The organism is Mesorhizobium sp. M0968, assembly GCF_040319065.1.
Classification (GTDB): domain Bacteria; phylum Pseudomonadota; class Alphaproteobacteria; order Rhizobiales; family Rhizobiaceae; genus Mesorhizobium.
Genome location: NZ_JAMYNL010000003.1, coordinates 74706 through 94342 on the forward strand (window position 1 = coordinate 74706; position 19637 = coordinate 94342).

The 19637-nt window shown below is 62.9% G+C and carries 12 protein-coding genes; 4 read left to right on the forward strand and 8 right to left on the reverse strand.

Features of this window, described 5'->3' with window-relative positions:
* Nucleotides 1-60: 60 nt before the first annotated feature.
* Nucleotides 61-1113: a threonine aldolase family protein gene (locus NKH67_RS05885; protein ID WP_352501928.1), complete on the reverse strand. Its 1053-nt coding sequence runs from the start codon at nt 1111-1113 to the stop codon at nt 61-63.
* Nucleotides 1114-1588: 475 nt separating this feature from the next.
* On the opposite strand from NKH67_RS05885, the gene gltB reads away from it, so the two are divergent.
* Together gltB and NKH67_RS05895 are read left to right on the forward strand one after the other, a co-directional pair.
* Nucleotides 1589-6319, forward strand: coding sequence for a glutamate synthase large subunit (gene gltB / locus NKH67_RS05890; RefSeq protein ID WP_352469523.1), 4731 nt, complete (start codon nt 1589-1591; stop codon nt 6317-6319).
* Nucleotides 6320-6462: 143 nt separating this feature from the next.
* A complete protein-coding gene (locus NKH67_RS05895) occupies nt 6463-7917 on the forward strand; it encodes a glutamate synthase subunit beta (protein WP_352469525.1) in 1455 nt (484 codons plus the stop codon).
* Nucleotides 7918-7939: 22 nt separating this feature from the next.
* Here NKH67_RS05895 and NKH67_RS05900 read toward each other — a convergent pair whose 3' ends face one another.
* Nucleotides 7940-9187: an SGNH/GDSL hydrolase family protein gene (locus NKH67_RS05900; RefSeq protein WP_352469526.1), complete on the reverse strand. Its 1248-nt coding sequence runs from the start codon at nt 9185-9187 to the stop codon at nt 7940-7942.
* 26 nt (nt 9188-9213) lie between these two features.
* Complete coding sequence (locus NKH67_RS05905) at nt 9214-10440, reverse strand: lytic murein transglycosylase (protein WP_352469527.1); 1227 nt, start codon at nt 10438-10440, stop codon at nt 9214-9216.
* Nucleotides 10441-10647: 207 nt separating this feature from the next.
* Here NKH67_RS05905 and galU point away from each other — a divergent pair, with 207 nt between their 5' ends.
* On the forward strand, nt 10648-11553 hold the full coding sequence (gene galU, locus NKH67_RS05910; protein ID WP_352469528.1) for a UTP--glucose-1-phosphate uridylyltransferase GalU: 906 nt from the start codon (nt 10648-10650) through the stop codon (nt 11551-11553).
* 131 nt (nt 11554-11684) lie between these two features.
* Here galU and NKH67_RS05915 read toward each other — a convergent pair whose 3' ends face one another.
* Nucleotides 11685-13424 (reverse strand): outer membrane beta-barrel protein, encoded by a 1740-nt coding sequence (locus tag NKH67_RS05915; protein ID WP_502893724.1) that lies wholly within the window; start codon nt 13422-13424, stop codon nt 11685-11687.
* 177 nt (nt 13425-13601) lie between these two features.
* Here NKH67_RS05915 and NKH67_RS05920 point away from each other — a divergent pair, with 177 nt between their 5' ends.
* Complete coding sequence (locus tag NKH67_RS05920) at nt 13602-14603, forward strand: KpsF/GutQ family sugar-phosphate isomerase (protein ID WP_352469810.1); 1002 nt, start codon at nt 13602-13604, stop codon at nt 14601-14603.
* A gap of 7 nt (nt 14604-14610) precedes the next feature.
* Here NKH67_RS05920 and NKH67_RS05925 read toward each other — a convergent pair whose 3' ends face one another.
* The 4 genes from NKH67_RS05925 to NKH67_RS05940 all read right to left on the reverse strand — a co-directional run bounded on the left by NKH67_RS05925 (nt 14611) and on the right by NKH67_RS05940 (nt 19409).
* A complete protein-coding gene (locus tag NKH67_RS05925) occupies nt 14611-15075 on the reverse strand; it encodes an NfeD family protein (RefSeq protein ID WP_352469530.1) in 465 nt (154 codons plus the stop codon).
* Between the two features lie 10 nt (nt 15076-15085).
* Nucleotides 15086-16036 (reverse strand): SPFH domain-containing protein, encoded by a 951-nt coding sequence (locus tag NKH67_RS05930; RefSeq protein ID WP_352469531.1) that lies wholly within the window; start codon nt 16034-16036, stop codon nt 15086-15088.
* 130 nt (nt 16037-16166) lie between these two features.
* Nucleotides 16167-17231 (reverse strand): ferrochelatase, encoded by a 1065-nt coding sequence (hemH, locus tag NKH67_RS05935; protein WP_352469532.1) that lies wholly within the window; start codon nt 17229-17231, stop codon nt 16167-16169.
* Between the two features lie 150 nt (nt 17232-17381).
* Nucleotides 17382-19409, reverse strand: coding sequence for a 5'-nucleotidase C-terminal domain-containing protein (locus tag NKH67_RS05940; protein ID WP_352469533.1), 2028 nt, complete (start codon nt 19407-19409; stop codon nt 17382-17384).
* Nucleotides 19410-19637: the final 228 nt, after the last annotated feature.

The following is a 19637-nucleotide window of genomic DNA, read 5'->3' on the forward strand; positions in this document are numbered from 1 at the left end:
CCCCGGGAAGAAAGGGCGGTGCAGCAATGCGCCGCTCTTTTTGCTGGTGGGCAAGGCTTGCTATCCGGCGAGCAGGTAGCCGAAACGGTCGACCTCGTCGGGCGTGGTCGCGAAGCTGGTGACAAAGCGATAGAGCGCTTCGTCTTCGCCGATGTAGCCGTCGTAGCCGAGCGGCCTGTGCCAGTCGTGGAAGGCCGCCCCTGCCGCTTGCATTCTTTCGGCCTCGGCCTTTTTCATGACCGCGAAGACCTCGTTCGCCTGCGGCAGCCAGGCCAGCCGGGCGGAAGGGGAATCTTCTATCGCCGCGGCAAGCCGTGCCGCCATCGCATTGGCGTGCCGTGCTGTGTCGAGCCACAGCCCACCCCTGAAATAAGCATCGAATTGCGCGGCGATGAAGCGCGATTTCGAGAACAGCTGGGCCGCGCGCTTACGCAAAAAGGCCAATTCCTTGGCTCGCTCGAGGTCGAACAGCACGATCGCCTCGGCGCACCAACAGCCATTCTTGGTGCCGCCGAAGGAGAGGATGTCAACGCCATGCTTCCAGGTCATTTCGGCCGGCGTCGTTTCCAGCGCGACGAGCGCATTGGCAAAGCGGGCCCCATCCATGTGCAGCGGCAGTCCATGCTGCTTTGCGATCGCCGAAATCCTGGCGATTTCGTTCAGTGTGTAGACGGTGCCGACTTCGGTCGACTGGGTGATCGAAACGGCAACCGGCCGCCCGGAATGGACGTTTTCGGGTGCGAAACGGTCCACCGCCCGTTCCAGATTGCCGGCATCGATCCTGCCGAGTGCGCCTTCGACTGTACAAAGCCGCGAACCGCCGGTGAAATATTCCGGTGCACCGCATTCGTCCTCGATGATGTGCGATTCGCGATGGCAGAAGGAAATGCCGCCTGGCTTGTTATAGGTAGTCAGCGACAGCGAATTGGCAGCGGTGCCGGTGGCGACGAAAAACACCGCGACTTCGCATTCGAAGATCTCATTGAAGCGCTGGTAAACGGTCTTGTCGAGGGCACCGTCGCCATAGGCGGTGGAGAAGCCGTCGGCATGGGCCGACAGGCCGGCAGCGATACGGGGATGGGCGCCTGCCCAATTGTCGGAAGCGAAAATCATGCGTCTGCCTATGCTGGGGAAATCGGTGCGAGCTTGGCCGCTTTCGCATGCCGGTCGCAAGGGGCAGATACCGAAAATCCGCTAAAGCCAGTGAAACGCATGAGCGTAGATGCAGCGACGGAAGGTTACGCTGACACGGCGTTCCGCGCAATTTTCTGTCGCGAAAGCTTCAAGAAATTTGTGAATCGGTCTTGTGTGCATCCAAAATTTCTGTCATAAAAATTTAGGACAGTAGTGCTGTCTTATTTTGTCGCACAAAACTGGCCGCATTGGCATATGATTGCGCCTCTGCGGCCATTGCCGCGAGCGACAGCTAGACAGTCTGGCTCCGGCCTGTACGAATACCATATGCGAACCATGCGGAAAGCCGCACGGTCGGCAAGAATTTCGCAAGACGTGCCGCAGATTGAAAGGGGAGCCACGCGCTTCCCGACGGAAACCAGCGCCCGAAGGGGACGGAACGGAGGACAGGACGATGACGGACATGACGCCATCTGCGACGAAGGCCGCGCAGACGACAGCGGCAGCCGTCAAAAATCCGTCCCTGACCAATATTCGGCGAACCAGCACCGGCTATGCTGCGCACGGCCTCTATGATCCGCGCAACGAGCATGATGCCTGCGGCGTCGGCTTCATCGTCAACATGAAGGGCGTGAAGTCGCACCAGATCGTCGAGGACGGCCTTGCCGTGCTCGAAAACCTGACGCATCGCGGCGCGGTCGGCGCCGATCCGCTGATGGGTGACGGCGCCGGCGTGCTGGTGCAGCTGCCGGACCGCTTCTTCCGCGAGGAGATGGCCAAGCAAGGGGTCGAACTGCCGAAGCCCGGCCACTACGCCGTCGGCCACGTGTTCATGCCGCGCGACCCGGAGCTGCAGGCGCATATCGAAGGCATCATCGCCGAGGTGGCGCAGCTCGAGGGCCAGCCGCTGCTCGGCTTTCGCGACGTGCCGGTCGACAATTCGTCGCTGTCGAAGGCGCCCGACATAGCCGCTTCCGAGCCGGTGCACCGGCAGGTGTTCCTGGGCCGCGGCGCCGAGATCGAGAACGACGACGATTACGAGCGGCGGCTCTACATCCTGCGCAAGGTCATTTCCGGCCGTATCCACGAAGAGACCAAAGGCGTCGACAACGGCTTCTATGTCGTCTCGATGTCGTCGCGGACCATCGTCTACAAGGGCATGTTCCTGGCCTATCAGGTCGGCGCCTACTACAAGGACCTCACCGACCCGCGTTTCGAGACGGCGCTGATCCTTGTCCACCAGCGCTTCTCGACCAACACGTTCCCGTCGTGGAAGCTGGCGCATCCCTACCGCATGGTCGCCCACAATGGCGAGATCAACACGCTGCGCGGCAACGTCAACTGGATGGCGGCGCGGCAGGCTTCGGTCGATTCCGAACTGTTCGGCAACGACATCTCGAAGCTGTGGCCGATCTCCTACGAAGGGCAGTCGGACACCGCCTGCTTCGACAATGCGCTCGAATTCCTGACGCAGGGCGGCTATTCGCTCGCCCACGCCATGATGATGCTGATCCCGGAAGCCTGGGCCGGCAACAAGCTGATGGGTCAGGACCGCAAGGCCTTCTACGAGTATCACGCAGCGCTGATGGAGCCGTGGGACGGGCCAGCGGCGGTTGCCTTCACCGACGGCCGCCAGATCGGTGCTACGCTCGACCGCAACGGGCTGCGGCCGGCGCGCTACATCGTCACCGATGACGACCGCGTCATCATGGCCTCGGAAGCCGGCGTGCTGCCGGTGCCGGAGGAAAGGATCGTCAAGAAGTGGCGGCTGCAGCCCGGCCGCATGCTGCTGATCGACCTGGACAAGGGCCGCATCGTTTCCGACGAGGAGATCAAGTCGGAGATCGCGACCAGGCATCCCTACAAGAGCTGGCTCGCCAACACACAGCTCATCCTCGAGGATCTGAACCCGGTCGAGCCGCGCGCCCTGCGCAGGGATGTCTCACTGCTCGACCGCCAGCAGGCGTTTGGCTACACCCAGGAGGACACCAAGCTGTTGATGTCGCCGATGGCGACCACCGGCCAGGAAGCCGTCGGCTCGATGGGTACCGACACGCCGATTTCGGCAATGTCGGACAGATCGAAGCTGCTCTACACCTATTTCAAGCAGAATTTCGCACAGGTCACCAATCCGCCGATCGACCCGATCCGCGAGGAGTTGGTGATGAGCCTGGTGTCCTTCATCGGGCCGCGGCCCAACATCTTCGATCTTGTCGGCAATTCGCGCCGCAAGCGGCTCGAAGTGCGCCAACCGATCCTGACGAACGGCGATCTGGAGAAGCTGCGCTCCGTCGGCCACACCGAAGACCGTTTCGACACCAAGACGATCGACATCACTTACGGTTCGAATGAAGGCGCGGCCGGCATGCAGGGCGCCATCGACCGGCTATGCGAGCGCGCCGAGGCGGCGGTCGCCGGCGGCTACAACATCATCATCCTTTCGGACCGTCAGCTCGGCCCGGACCGCATCGCCATTCCGGCACTGCTGGCAACGGCGGCCGTGCACCATCATTTGATCCGCAAGGGATTGCGCACCTCGGTTGGGCTCGTCGTGGAATCCGGCGAGCCGCGCGAGGTGCATCATTTCTGCTGTCTCGCCGGCTACGGCGCCGAGGCGATCAATCCCTATCTCGCTTTCGACACGCTGCTCGACATGCACAAGCGTGGCGAATTGCCAGCGGAGGTCGATGCCTACGAGGTCGTCTCCCGCTACATCAAGTCGATCGGCAAGGGCATCCTCAAGGTGATGTCCAAGATGGGCATCTCGACCTACCAGTCCTATTGCGGCGCGCAGATCTTCGACGCCATCGGGCTCAAGTCGGATTTCGTGCAGAAGTACTTCACCGGCACGGCGACGCTGATCGAAGGCGTCGGGCTGGACGAGATCGCCGCCGAAACCGTCAGCCGCCACACCGACGGCTTCGGCAACGACCCGGTGCTGCGCAACAGCCTCGAGGTCGGCGGCGAATACATGTTCCGCATGCGCGGCGAGGCCCATATCTGGTCGCCCGACGCAGTGGCGACCTTGCAGCACGCCGTGCGCCAAGGCTCGTGGGAGACGTTCAAGGACTATTCCGCCCAGATCGACAGCGAGACGGCGCAGGCGCAGACCATTCGCGGCCTGTTCAAGATCAAGCTTGCGCAAGAGACCGGGCGCAAGAAGGTCAAGCTCGACGAGGTGATGCCGGCGGCCGATATCGTCAAGCGCTTCTCGACCGGGGCGATGTCCTTCGGCTCGATCTCAAGGGAAGCGCACACGACGCTGGCGCGCGCCATGAACGCCATCGGCGGCAAGTCGAACACCGGCGAGGGCGGCGAAGAGGCCGATCGCTATCTGCCACTGCCGGGCGGCGGCAAGAACCCCGAACGCTCGGCGATCAAGCAGGTCGCCTCGGGACGCTTTGGCGTCACGGCGGAGTATCTTGTCAATTCCGACATGATGCAGATCAAGGTCGCGCAAGGGGCGAAGCCAGGCGAGGGCGGCCAGCTGCCGGGTCACAAGGTCGATGCGACCATAGCAAAGGTCAGGCACTCGACGCCGGGCGTCGGCCTGATCTCGCCGCCGCCGCATCACGACATCTATTCGATCGAGGATCTGGCGCAGCTCATCTACGACCTGAAGAACGTCAATCCGGCGGCCGACGTATCGGTCAAGCTGGTCTCGGAAGTCGGCGTCGGCACGGTTGCGGCCGGCGTCGCCAAGGCGCGTGCCGACCACATCACCATATCAGGCTATGACGGCGGCACCGGTGCCTCGCCGCTGACCTCGCTCAAGCATGCCGGCAGCCCGTGGGAGATGGGCCTTGCCGAGACGCACCAGACGCTCGTGCTCAACGGCCTCAGGTCGCGCGTCGCGCTGCAGGTCGATGGCGGCCTGCGCACCGGGCGTGACGTCATTATCGGCGCACTGCTCGGCGCCGACGAGTTCGGCTTTTCGACTGCGCCGTTGATCGCGGCCGGCTGCATCATGATGCGCAAGTGCCATCTCAACACCTGCCCCGTCGGCGTCGCGACACAGGACCCGGTGCTGCGCAAGCGCTTCAAGGGCACGCCCGAGCACGTCATCAACTTCTTCTTCTATGTGGCGGAAGAGGTGCGGGCGCTGCTTGCCGAGATGGGCTACACCCATCTCGACCAGATCATCGGCGACACCGACCTTCTGGAAAAGCGCGAGCTGATCCAGCACTGGAAGGCACGCGGGCTCGACTTCAGCAAGATGTTCTACAAGCCCGATGCGCCGCACGAGGCGGTGCACTGGACCGAGCGGCAGAAGCATCCGATCGACGACGTGCTCGACCGCAAGCTGATCGAACTCGCAAAGCCGGCGCTCGAAGCCAGGCAGCCGGTCAGTATCGAACTGCCGATCCGCAACGTCGACCGTTCGACCGGCGCCATGCTGTCGGGCGAGGTGGCAAAGCGCTTCAAGCACAAGGGCCTGCGCGAGGACACGATCTCGGTCAAGCTCACCGGCACGGCCGGCCAGTCCTTTGGCGCCTTCCTGGCGCGCGGTGTCTCGTTCGAACTGGTGGGCGCCGCCAACGACTATGTCGGCAAGGGCCTGTCGGGTGGCCGCATTGTCATCCGCCCGCCGGAGAACACGAAAATCGTTGCTGCCGAATCCATTATTGTCGGCAATACCGTGCTCTACGGCGCAACCGAGGGCGAGGCCTATTTCTGCGGCGTTGCCGGCGAGCGTTTTGCCGTGCGCAATTCGGGTGTCGCCGCCGTCGTTGAAGGCGTCGGCGACCATGGTTGCGAATACATGACTGGCGGTATCGTCGTCGTCATCGGCCAGACCGGCCGCAACTTCGCCGCCGGCATGTCGGGCGGCGTCGCCTATGTGCTCGACGAGGCGGGTGATTTCGCCGAACGCTGCAACATGGCGATGGTCGAGCTGGAGCCGGTTCCGGAAGAGGACGACCTGATGGAAAAGCTGCTCCACCATGGCGGCGATCTCGACCATAAGGGCCGTGTCGACGTATCCGGCGATATGACCAGCCATGACGAGGAGCGGCTCTACCAGCTGATCTCCAACCACGTCCACTACACCGGCTCGGTACGAGGTCGCGAAATCCTCGACGACTGGGCGACTTTCCGGCCGAAATTCCGGAAGATCATGCCGGTCGAATACCGCCGCGCGCTGATCGAGATGGAGCGGATGCGCATGAACGTGGCGGCGGAATAGATTTGGAAATTGCCGGGAGGCCATGCGTCCCGACAACCATCTTCATCAACAATCCTGACCTCGGACTGAAGGTTGCCACAGCTGCCTTATGAGGTTAACGGGTGCGTCGCTAGGCGTGCCTTCCGGACAGCAGGGACTGGACTATGGGCAAGGTAACAGGGTTTCTCGAGATCGACCGGCAGGTGCACAAGTACCAGCCGGCTTCCGACCGCATCCGGCATTTCCGCGAGTTCACGCTGCCGATGTCGGACAAGGAGGTCGAGAAACAGGCCGCGCGGTGCATGGATTGCGGCATTCCTTATTGCCATGGACCGACCGGCTGCCCGATCCACAACCAGATCCCGGACTGGAACGACCTCGTCTACAATGGCGACTGGGAAAACGCGATCCGCAACCTGCATTCGACCAACAATTTTCCGGAATTTACCGGCCGCATCTGCCCCGCACCTTGCGAGGAAGCCTGCACGCTGAACCTCGAGGATATTCCGGTCGCCATCAAGACCATCGAGCAGGCCATTGCCGACAAAGCCTATGAAACCGGCCATATCCGGCCCTATCCGCCGGAACGGAAGACCGGCAAGCGCGTCGCGATCATCGGCTCGGGGCCGGCAGGCATGGCGGCTGCCCAGCAACTCGGCCGCGCCGGCCATGACGTTCACGTCTATGAGCGCGAGAGCCGGCCGGGCGGGCTGATGCGCTACGGCATCCCCGATTTCAAGATCGAGAAGCATTATATCGACCGGCGCATCGAGCAGATGCAGGGCGAAGGTGTCAGCTTCCATTGCGGCGTCAATGTCGGCGTCGACAAGCCGGTCGCCGAACTGCTCGCCGAATATGACGCCGTGCTCTATTGCGGCGGCTCCGAAACGCCGCGCCCGGCCAACATCCCGGGCGACGATCTCGACGGCGTGCACGACGCCATGCCGTATCTGGTGCAGCAGAACAAGCGTATCGGCGGCGAGCCGATCCAGTCGGTGGCATGGCCGTCGCGCCCGATCGTCGCCGGCGGCCAGCACGTCGTCGTCGTCGGCGGCGGCGACACTGCCTCAGACTGCGTCGGCACCGCCTTCCGCCAGGGCGCGGTGCGCGTCACCCAGCTCGACATCCGGCCGCAGCCGCCGGAAAAGGAGGACAAGCTGTCGGTCTGGCCCTACTGGGCGACCAAGATGCGCACGTCATCGTCGCAGGCCGAAGGCGCCGAGCGCGAATTCCAGGTGGCGACGCTTGAATTCATCGGCGAAGACGGCCAGCTGACCGGGGTCAAATGCTGCGAGGTCGACGAAAAGCGCAAGCCGATCGCGGGCACGGAATTCGTCATCCGCGCCGATCTCGCGTTCATCGCCATCGGCTTTGCCGGGCCAGCCGCTCGCGGGCCGATCTCGGAACTCGACGGGCAGATGAAGATCGTCACCGACAGCCGCCGTTCGAAGAATGTCGAGGCCAATGACCGGGACTACAGGACCAGCGTCGAAAGGCTCTATGCGGCGGGCGACGTGCGGCGCGGCCAGTCGCTGGTCGTCTGGGCGATCCGCGAGGGCCGCCAGGCGGCGCGCGCCATCGACGAGGCGCTGATGGGATCGAGCGTGCTGCCGCGCTGAGCCCGTTCCGAAGAGGTTCTGTTTACTGGCGGATCGCCGTCGTCGTATCGGATGCGGCCGCCGTCGCAGGCTGTGTCTTGGGCGGCCAGGAGAAATCGTCGGCGCGGCCCGGTGAGGCGTCGGGCGCCTTGCCCTCGACGATCAGCCTTTCGCCCGGCAAATTCTTGTCAGCTTTTGCCGGCGGGGCGGCGCCGAGAAGTTCCGAGCCGCCGTCCAGCGCCGGATCGCTGAGCAGCATCGGCACGGTGCGATCGACAGCTATCGGTGCCGCGGCAGGTGCCGGCGCCTCGACGGGAGCGCCGGCCGGGGCAGAAGCCGTCACCACGCTTCCCGGCGCGGCCAGCCCCAGGATTTTCATCAGCGGCTTTTCGGTATAGAAGGCGAGCTTGCGCTTGCCGGCCTTCGACATGTTGATGCCGTCGTCGGAGCGCAGGCGCACCGATTGGCCGTTGATGTCCGGTCCGCTGGTGATGAAGGCGCCGTTCTCGTCGACGAACCCGTCCCAGACGTCGACGAATTCGCCGCCGTGGCTTTCGGCGGACGAGCGGAAGATGTCGTTGAAGGCCAGCATGTCGGAGGTCATTTTCGAGACCCGGAAGGCCGGCATGCCGACCCACAGATACGGCACCTTGGTTGCGGCGATGGCCTTGCCGAACGCATCGGTCCGGCGCTCGTATTCCTTGGTCCAGTTTTCGGATCGCGGCTGCTCGCGTACATCGCCGACGCGCATCTGCTGCCGGTCGTTGGATCCGAGCATGACGACGACGGCTGCCGGTTTTTCGGCAGCGATCAGCGACTTGACCTGTTCTGGCCAGTTGTAGACATCGTCACGCACGAAGCCGGACGATCCGTTGGCACGGACGACGATCCTGACGCCAGTGTTTTCGGCAAAGGCGGCGTCGAGCCCCTCAGCCAGCCCAGACGCCATGAAATCGCCGACCACCAGAACGACGCGTGCATCCGGCGCCTTCTCGACTACTGGGGTTGTCGGCTCGGCCGGCGGCGGCCGGCTAACTGACCGGGGCTTTCTCAGCTTGGGCCTGGGCTTTGTTCTCTGGAATTCTCTCTGGAATTCGGGCGGCGGCTGCTCAAACCGCTCGCTTCTGCGCGGAAACAACAGGTCGCGCAGCGACCAGCCACGACTTTCCGGCTCCTGCGCCATGGCCGCGGTATGAAAGGCACTGGCGCCGCCGACCGCCAGAACGGCGATCGCCAGAACGAGGATCGGCACGCGACGAACGATTAACCGGATGCGCGCAGCCGAAACCAATCACCCTCTCCATCCCGCAACCGGCTCTAGTTCTGCCTGAGCCATTTGAGCACTTCCTTGCTCGGATACCCGTCCTGGGTCAAGCCAACCTTTGCTTGGAAGGCCATGATGGCGGTTTTCGATCCGTCACCGATCTTGCCGTCGAACTTGCCGTCGTAATAGCCGTGCTCGGAAAGTCGCTTCTGAAGCTCCTGCCTTTCCTCGAAGGAGAGCTTGGTAAACGGTCGCTTCCAGTCCTGCACAAGCCCGCCATAGCCGGCAATTTCGTCGGCAAGAAGGCCCACGGCGAGCGCATATTTGTCGGCATTGTTGTAACGCTTGATGACCGAGAAATTCTTGATCATCAGGAAAGCCGGCCCGCCGCTGCCGCCGGGCAGCTTCAACGTCGCTTTGTCCGCACCGTTCTTGAACGGCTTGCCGTTGGCACGGCTGACCCCCAGCGCCTGCCATTGCGACAGCGACTTCGAGCCTCCGGGCAGCTTCTTGCCGTCCGGAAGGCTGACCTCATAACCCCAGGTCTTGCCTGCCTGCCAGCCGTTCTTCCTCAGCAAATTGGCGGCTGTCGCCAGTGCGTCGGGAATCGAATTCCAGATGTCGCGCTTGCCGTTGCCGTCCATATCGACCGCATAGGACTGGTAGCTGGTGGGGATGAACTGGGTATGGCCCATCGCGCCGGCCCATGAGCCGCTGAGATGGCTTTCGTCGATGTCGCCGGTCTGCAGGATCTTCAGCGCCGCGATCAGCTGGGTGCGGGCAAATTTCGCTCGCTTCGGATCGGCATAACCAAGCGTCGCCAGCGAGCGCACGACATTGCGCATGATATCATCGCGCTTGAGAGTTTCGCCGTAGTTCGATTCCATAGACCAGATGGCCAGCAGGATGTAGCGGTCGACGCCGTATCTTGCCTCGATCCTGTCCAGCCAAGGCTTCCATTTCCTTGCCATCTGCTGGCCGACGGCGACCGACTGGTCATGGACGCGGTTGTCGAAATAATCCCAGGCGGGTGCGGTGAATTCGGGTTGAGTACGGGCCTTTTCCAGTACCACCGGGTCAGCATCGTTGATGCCCTTGAATGCCTGGTCGTAGACGGAGCCGGAAACGCCGCTCGCCACGGCGGTAGCACGGAAGCTGGCGACCCATTGGCGGAAGCCGGCATCGGCAAAAGCCGGCCCGCTGGGCATGAGCAAAGCAAGCGAGAGGCTGGCGGCCGTCAGGACGCTGGTGAAGCGCCTTGCGGCGTTGCGAACGGACATCTTTTCCTCCTTCTTCATCTCAGGAAGACTATTCATCGCCGAACCCGGTTAGCATTTGGTTTACCATAGGTGCCGTGCGGGATAAAAAGATGCGTCAATGCTTTACCAGCTGAGATTTATGACCCGCCGTTCAGTAATCCTCGATTTCGGCATGAAAATGTCTCGAATCGGGATTGCCGAACAGGCATGCAAATGGATAATTGGCACATGAAGAGAGTTCGCAAGGCAGTGTTCCCGGTTGCCGGTCTCGGCACGCGCTTTCTCCCTGCTACCAAGGCCATTCCCAAGGAAATGCTGACGGTCGTCGACAGGCCGGTCATCCAGTATGTGGTCGATGAGGCGCGCGATGCCGGGATCGAGCATTTCATCTTCGTGACCGGCCGCAACAAGGCGGTCATCGAGGATCACTTCGATGTCCAGTTCGAGCTCTACGACACGCTTGCGCAGCGCGGCAAGGACGACCAGCTCGCCCGCCTGCAGCGGCTGCAACCGGCGCCGGGGCAGACCAGCTTCACCCGCCAGCAGGTACCGCTCGGCCTTGGCCACGCCGTCTGGTGCGCGCGCGAGCTCGTCGGCGACGAGCCCTTTGCGCTGCTATTGCCCGACATGATCATGCAGTCGGAAAAAAGCTGCATGAAGGACATGGTCGAGCTTTACGCCGAGACCGGCAACAACATCGTCGCCGTGCAGGAATGCGATCCGGCCGAGGCGCACAAATACGGCATTGTCGGCCGCGGCGAGGACGCGCATCACGGTTTCCGCATCACCGGCATGGTGGAAAAGCCGAAGACCGGCACGGAGCCGTCGAACCTCTACATCAACGGGCGCTATATCCTGCAGCCGGAGATATTCAAGATACTCGAAGGTCAGGAAAAAGGCGCCGGCAACGAGATCCAGCTCACCGATGCAATGCTGAAGCTGCAGAAGCAACAGCCCTTCTACGGCTACCACTACCGCGGGCGGACGTTCGACTGCGGCTCGCCCGAAGGCTTCGTCGAGGCCAACGTTGCCTTCGCACTGTGGCGCAGAGACATGAATGCGAGCATGGCCGGTGTCATTCGCACGCTTCTCGACGAACTCGCGCCGTCAGAACGCCGCGGCATAGCCTTGTAGTTTCAACACCGGTTGCCGCGCTGATCGGCTAAAGCGCGCCGCGTTCGACCGGCCTCATGCGACGCGCTTAGGTTCTTGTTTTAGGCAAGTCGTTATCGCAAAACCGCTGCACACTTTTGCGCGACATGCATTTAGCGCTGCAACTTCAAGCCGACGAAGATACTGTTGGCCGTGTAGTCGCGCCCAATCAGGTTGCTGGTCAGTTTTTCAGTCCTGGCGCGGGTGGTGAGCCCGGTGTAGCGGTTCAGCCACCACGTCAGCCCAGCCTCGGCGCTCAGCGTCAAATCATGATCGTCGGAGCCGGTATAGTCGCGCCATTCGAGGCCGAGAGCGGCATTTCCGGTCAGGTTGGCGCGGATCTGCCGCTCGCCGGTGAGGCTGCCGGAATAGAGCATATCGCCGCTTTCGCCCGCATTCGTCGTGTTCTCGGCGGTCGTCTGTGCGGTGAGCCCGATCGTGGTGCCGCGTTCCGGCGACCATTTGAGATCGGCATTGACCGTCGCGCCCGAAATAGCCGGCAGGGCATCGTCGTCGATAGCTTCGCGCAGCCAGCCGACCGAGAACTCGCCGGTAAGCTTCTCGCGGAGATCGAGCTCGACGCCGGCCCGTGCGCCAAGCCTGGTCGAGGAGCGCTGGAAGCCGTTTGGATCGACGCGCAAATCATAAGCGCGCCGGCCGATCTCGATTTCGGTGAACGGGGTGATGGCAGGCGAGATCTCGTAACCGGTACGCAAAATGGCCGTGTAGAGCGTCGAGTCGCGGCCCTTCTGCGACAGCGATCCGCCCGACGAAAGCTTGGCGTCGCCAAAGATGTCGTGCTCGACCGCGCCGGTCAGCGCGAAGCGCATCTTGCCGGCATCCTTCTCGACGGCGAGACTGCCGTTCACGGTCTGGCGCACCGGCTGGCCAACCGCGCCGACGACCGCGTCCGGCGCCGAGGCCGATTCGGGCACGGCCTCATAGCCCAGCTTGGCGATGGCGCGCAGATCATTGTCGAGATCGATGTTGAGTGTGCCGTTGACGCGGCCTTGCGCCTCGTGAATGTCATAGCCGGACAAGGTTTCGCGGAAGATGCCATAGCCCTCAACCGTCGCCGAATTCTCCCGCCAGTCGGAGACGGCGTTGAAGCGCAGAGTCGTTTCCGACAGCAAGGCCGGCTTGCCGAGGCTGCTCGAATCGGCGTTTGTCGAAGACGTCAGGCCTTGCTCGAGCGTCGGCCGGATTACGAAAGAGCCGAGCTTGATGCCGGTGGCGGCGAACGGGTCGTCCTCGTTCTTTTTGTTCTGGCCTTCGATGGCTTCGGTGCGCTCGGCGCCGGGGTCGAGCCTGAGCCTCTCGGCGGAATCGATGGTGACGGCACGGCGGTTGACCGTATCCTGCTCGTCTATAGCGGCGGTATCGGTGTCATCGGTCGCCGCCGCGGCTGCAGTCGCGGCTCTCTTGCGCTTCTGGCTGTCAGCGGTCTCGTCTTCGGCGTTGGCCGCATTGGCGGCGCGTGGCGTCGCGCTTGGCCGCCGTCGGGGTGGCGGAGCAGGGTTGTCGGGAAATGGGTCGCCGCTGGCCACTGGTTGATCGAAAGTGCCGCCGGTTGTGGCCGCCTCGCCCGTGCCGTCGTCAGGCAACGCCCCTTGGCTGGCCGGGCGATAGGTAGGCAGCGGCGTATTGTCGTTGGCGGTTGCAGCAGCCTGCGCGGCTTGGGTTCCGGCTATGCTCGATTGCCTGATCTTGTACTGCTGTTCGTCCAGGATTGTCGATTCCGAAACCTCGCCGCGCAGCTCGGTTTCCTGGGCGCAAAGCAGTGCCGGCCGCGACAACGCAAAGACACTGGTTGCCAGCAGCAAAGCGCAGACCGCCTTGCCCTTTCGTCCCATTTTGTTTTGAGGCTGAAACCCGGACATCGGCACCACTGCTTGCGCGGCGCACGCGCGCCATACTTACGAAACCGTAAATGGGGATGGTTAACGGAGCGTTGAGGCATGGCCCGTCAGGAGGTTCGGCACGGCAATTCCGTTGGACAGGCGCGCGCCGAAGCGCTAATCGCATCGTCCATGGACGTGAAATCCCCAGACAAGAAGCGGCATGACGGGCAGGCCGCGATTGCCTCGGCGCTGAGAACCGTGGCGACGGAGCAGGCCGGCGTCGCGGCACTGGCAGACGCTCTCGAAAACGGGCTGGCCGAGCCGTTCGCACGAGCCGTCGGCATGGTGTCGCAGATCGATGGCCGCGTCATCGTCACCGGGGTTGGCAAAAGCGGCCATATCGGCTCGAAGATCGCCGCAACGCTCGCCTCGACCGGCACGCCGGCCTTTTTCGTCCACCCTGCCGAAGCCAATCACGGCGACCTTGGCATGATCGCCAGAAACGACGCCATAATCGCGCTTTCGTGGTCGGGCGAAAGCCTTGAGCTCAAGGGCATCATCGCCTATTCGAGGCGCTTCTCGATCCCGCTGGTCGCGGTCACCGCGGGTGAAAAATCGGCTCTGGCGCGCGCGGCCGACGTTGTGCTTCTGCTGCCGCGAGCACCGGAAGCCTGCCCGCACGGGCTTGCGCCGACGACCTCGACACTATTGCAAATGGTAATGGGCGATGCGCTGGCCATCGCGCTGCTCGAGGCACGCGGCTTCACCCCGGACCATTTCCGCACGTTCCATCCCGGCGGCCAGCTCGGAGCCAACCTGACGCAGATCCGCGAGATCATGCATGTCGGCGACAGGCTGCCGCTGGTGTCGTCAGGTACCGGCATGCGCGAGGCAATCCTCGAATTGTCGCGCAAGGGGTTTGGCTGCGTGGCCGTGACTGCCGCGGACGGCAAGCTGATCGGCATCATCACCGATGGCGACATCAGGCGCCATATCGGCAGCGATCTCCTTGCAATGAGCGTCGATCAGGTGATGACCAGAGAGCCGAAAATGGCTTCGCCCGACACCCTTGTTGCGACGGCGCTGCAGACAATCAACGACTCGGCCATCACCAGCCTGATGGTGGTCGAAGGCAGGCGGCCGATCGGGCTCGTCCATCTGCACGACCTGCTGCGCATCGGTGCTGCCTAGCGGGCTTCTAGACCGCCTCGACCGTCAGTTCCAGGTCGGTATCAGCGGCGCCCGTCACGCGCACTTGCGTGCCGGCCGGCATGTCAGGACCGGAGACGCGCCACAACGTGTCGCCCAGCTTTATGCGGCCGCGCCCGTCCTTGATCGGCTCGGCAAGGGTCGCCGTCCGGCCGACCATCTGTGCGCCGCGACGGTTGAGCAGGGGCTGGTCGGTTTCATCATGGCGTCCGCCCACCAGCCGCTTGCCGACATAGGCCGAGACCAGCGACAGCGCGAGGAAGGCGAGGACCTGGACTTGCCAGGTCCAGAAACCGGCATCCCAGATGAGCAGTGAGACGACGCCTATCAACAGCGCGGCAATGCCGATCCACAGCATGAAAATGCCCGGCGCGATGACCTCCATTACCAGCAGGACGAAGCCGAGGACCATCCAGCTCCACGGGCCGAGTTCGGAAACAATGCGGCCGAGCATGGCTGTGGCCTCAGCTTTCGCTCGGGCGAACGACCGGCGGGCGGGCGGCCTGTCGTGCGGCACCGGCGGTGCCTTCGCTTCGGAAAACTTCCTTGGCGATTTCGCCAATACCGCCGAGCGTGCCGATCAGCGATGAGGCCTCCATCGGCATCAGCACGAGCTTGCTGTTTGCCGCTGAGCCGATCCTGGTCAGCGCTTCGGTGTATTTCAGCGCGACGAAGTAGTTGAGCGCCTGCACGTCGCCTTTGGAAATCGCCTCCGACACCACCTGCGTGGCGCGTGCTTCAGCCTCGGCCGAGCGCTCGCGCGCCTCGGCATCGCGGAAGGCGGCTTCCTTGCGGCCTTCGGCCTCCAGGATCTGCGATTGCTTGAGGCCTTCGGCGGCGAGGATCTGCGCGCGCTTATTGCGCTCGGCCATCATCTGTCGGCCCATCGATTCGACGAGATTGGCCGGCGGGTTGATGTCCTTGATCTCGACACGAGTGATCTTGATGCCCCAGGGATGCGCCGCCTCGTCAACGACGCGCAGCAGGCGCTCGTTGATGGCGTCGCGGTTCGACAAAAGTTCGTCAAGGTCCATCGAGCCCATCACGGTGCGGATGTTGGTCATCGTGAGATTGAGAATCGCATTCTGCAGGCCGGAGACCTGGTAGGCGGCCTGCGCCGCGTTGAGCACCTGATAGAAGGCGATGCCATCGACGGCAACGGTGGCATTGTCGCGGGTGATGATCTCCTGCGTCGGAACGTCGAGCACTTGCTCCATCATGTTCATCTTGGCGCCGACACGGTCGACGAAAGGCACGATCAGGTTGAGGCCTGGGTTCAATGTCTTGGTGTAACGGCCAAAACGTTCGACGGTATAATTATAGCCTTGCGGAATTGTTCGGATGCCCTTGATAAGCACCAGCACGACAAGGGCGACAAGAACAAGAAGCGCGATATCAAAACCACTGAAACCCATTTGGCTCTCCCCTCAAAGGCCGGCCATGTTGGATATTCCACGCGACCGATTCCACCAAACACTTAAGTGTGTTTCAGCAATGTTACAATCAGGTGATCACGGATTGCGGGTGCATAGACGGGTGATCTGTTCAGGCCCAGCCGGACAGCTCGCGCCGCACCATCGCCTCGATCACCGCCATGCCCTCGGCACTGTCGTTGAGGCAAGGGATGTGTGCGAACTTTTCGCCGCCGGCATGATGGAAGGTCTCGGACGCTTCCCTGCCGATCTCGTCCAGCGTCTCGATGCAGTCGACGGAAAATCCTGGATTGACGACGGCGACCGATTTCACGCGTTCGCGCCCTAGTCTTTCGACCGTCTTGTCGGTGTAGGGTTGCAGCCACTCCTGCGCGCCGAAGCGCGACTGGAAGGTGGTAATCAGCTTGTTTTCATCCCAGCCGAGCTTTTCGCGCAGCAGTCGGGTCGTCTCGAGGCAATGGGCCTGGTAGGGGTCGCCCTTGTCGGAATAGGGTTTCGGAATGCCGTGATAGGAAGCAATGACAATTTCCGGTTCGAATCCGAGGCTCGCCAGATGCTTTTCGATCGAACGGGCGAGCGCCTCGATATAGGCCGGCTCGTTGTAATAGGGTGGCACGCTGCGAATGGCCGGGGCGCGGCGCATCTTCATCAGCGCGCGAAACAGCTGGTCGTTGGCAGTCGCAGTCGTCGTCGCCGAATATTGCGGATAGAGCGGGAAAGACAGGATGCGGTCGCAGCCTTGCTCGACCAGTCTCTCGGCCACGCTCTCGGTCGAAGGGTTGCCGTAGCGCATCGCCCAGTCGACGACGACATTGGGTAGCTCGCCGAGCGCGAGCCCGAGCTTCTCGGCCTGGGCGCGGGTGTAGGTTCGCAACGGCGACTCGTTGCGCTCCCGGTTCCATATCCTGGCATAGTTGGCCCCTGATTTCTTCGGCCGGGTGGTGAGAACCACGCCGTAGAGGATCGGATACCAGATCGCCTTGTTGAGCTCGATGACGCGCGGATCGGACAGGAACTCCCGGAGGTAGCGCCACATCGGCTTGAAGCCGGTGCCGTCCGGGGTGCCGAGATTGATCAGCATGACGCCGACCTTGCCGGTCCTGACCAGAGGGCGCCCTGCCGACGGCGAGGCGGCAGTCTTCTCGGCTTTGATTTCAGCAGGGTTGGCAAGCGTCATGAGGTTCTCCAACACCGCGAACCAACGGTGCCGCGGCGAAAGTAGCGATGCCGCGCCGGTTTTCAAATGCTGCGTCTGGCCGCACCTTATCCCAGAAATGCAACACCCGCCCGGTCTGCCGGGCGGGTGCATTGCGTTCCTGCGGCCGGATTACTTCGAGGCCGCCGGGATCGTCAAGGTTGCGCCGACCGGAAGGCGGCGTGGCTCGTAGGCTTTGTTGGCATCGGAGATTATTTTCCATTTGGTGCCGTCGCGATAAGCCTTCACCGCGAGATCCCAATAGGTATCGCCGGCGACGATTACATGGCTGCTTTCGGCCGGTGCCGGCTCGGCCGGAGCAGGGGTCGCCGGAGCCGGTGTGGCCGGAGCCGCAGGTGCCGCCGGCTGGGCCGGCTCGGCGGGTGCGGGTGCCGGCGCTGTTTCAGCCGGGACGGCCGGCGGCGTCTTGGAAATGTCGCCGGAGCCGGCCGGCATTTCGGGCATTGCCGGCTCAACGGGCTTTGCCGGCGCAGCCTCAGCAGGTTTTGGCGGTTCGGCAGGGTTGGCAGGTTCTGCGGCCGGGGCCACGGTCGCGGCGATCTCGGTGATGCGGCCGTCGAGCTTCGGCGTATAGGGCCGGTGCGCGCCTAGGTAGTCGGCGACGACCTGTTCCAGCCCCGGGCCGTAATCATAGGCGTTCTTGGCCTTCTCGGCGAACACCTTGTAGCCGTCGCCGCCCTGGCGGACATAGTTGTTGGTGGCGACCAGGTAATCCTTGTCCGGCTTAATTGGCGTCCAGGCGCCGCCTTCCATGACCTCGACCGATTTGACGCGTCCGTTAGGCGGCGCCGATTTGTCGAACGCATATTTCAGGCCGGCAACCTGCGGGAAGCGCCCGGCGCCGTCCTCGACCTGGCTGAGGCCGCTTTCGAGGCCGGCAAGCAAATCCTTGCCGGAGATCTGGAAGGTCGCCAGCGTGTTCTGAAACGGCAGGACGGTGAGAACCTCGCCCATGGTGACGGTGCCCTGGTCGATGGAGGCGCGCAAGCCGCCGCCATTCGAGATGACGATCTCGACACCTTGGCCCTTGACCCGGTCGAGGACGGCGTCGGAGACCAGATTGCCCATCTCGCATTCGCGGGCGCGGCAGTTTTCGCGACTGCCGTCGATCGCCTTGGTGGTCTCGGCGACTTCCTTGTTCTTCAAGGCCTCGATCGGCGCGCCGAGTTCCTTGATGCGGGCAAGCACGGCGGGGTCGGGCGTGATCGATTTGTCGAGATGGATGGGATCGCCGCTGGCCTCCTTGACGACGCCGTTGTCGTCGAACACGACCTTGAACTCGCCGAGATATTTCGAATAGGACGCCGCCTGGACGACCGGCACTTTGTAGCCGTCCGGATTGTCGACCATCGTCGGATAAGGGCCTTCCGCCTTGGGGTCGGTGTTGGACAGCAGCGAATGGCTGTGGCCGCCGACCACCACGTCGACGCCCGGGATCTTGGCGATCACGTCGCGCTCGCGCTTGTAGCCGATATGGGTCACCGCGATGATCTTGTTGACGCCCTCTCGCTTCAGTTTCTCGACCTCAGCGGTGATCGACTTGACGTCGTCTTCGATGGCAATATTCGGGCCAGGGGTGGCAAGCTCCGGCGTGTCGTTGGTGACCGCGCCGACGATCCCGATCTTCTGGCCGCCGACCTCGACCACGATCGACGGCTTGACGCGGTCGCCGAGCTTGGATTGCGCATTGGCCTTCACATTGGCGCCGAGCACCGGAAACTGGATCATGTCGAGAAACGGCGCCAGCGCCGACTCGCCATCGTCGAACTCATGGTTGCCGAGAGCCTCGGCATCGAATTTCATCTGGTTGAGGAATTCGCCTTCGGTCTTGCCTTTGTAGGTCGTGTAGAAGAGCGAGCCCTGGAAATTGTCGCCGGCGCTGAGCAGCAGCACGTTCTGGCCTTCCAGCTTCTTGCGCTCCTGCGCGATCGCGGTGACCAGGCGGGCGGCGCCGCCGACGCATTCGCCCTTGGTCTCCTCCTCGGCCGAGCAGGTCGATTCGTACTTGTTGTTGCTCTCGATGCGGCTATGCCAGTCGTTGATGTGCAGGATGTTGAGCGTATAGTCGGCAAAGGATACCCCTGCCGACAGGCCAAGCGCCGATGCCGACAGCGCGGCGATGGCAGCAATCTTCTTCATTCTCGTCTCCCGGATAACTTGAGTACAGCGCCGCGCGTCATTTGGGACGCGCAAAGGACGCTGTACCAATTTTTATTTTGCGCATGATCCTTTCCGAAAATCGACTCCGATTTTCGGGGTCATGCGCAGAGGCGTTTAACGCTCTTGTTTGACTGGGATGTAACAGCCCTCTTGGGCTATGTTCACATCGCGTTTCAGTCGATGCAAGCGGAAATCGGCATCAGCTTT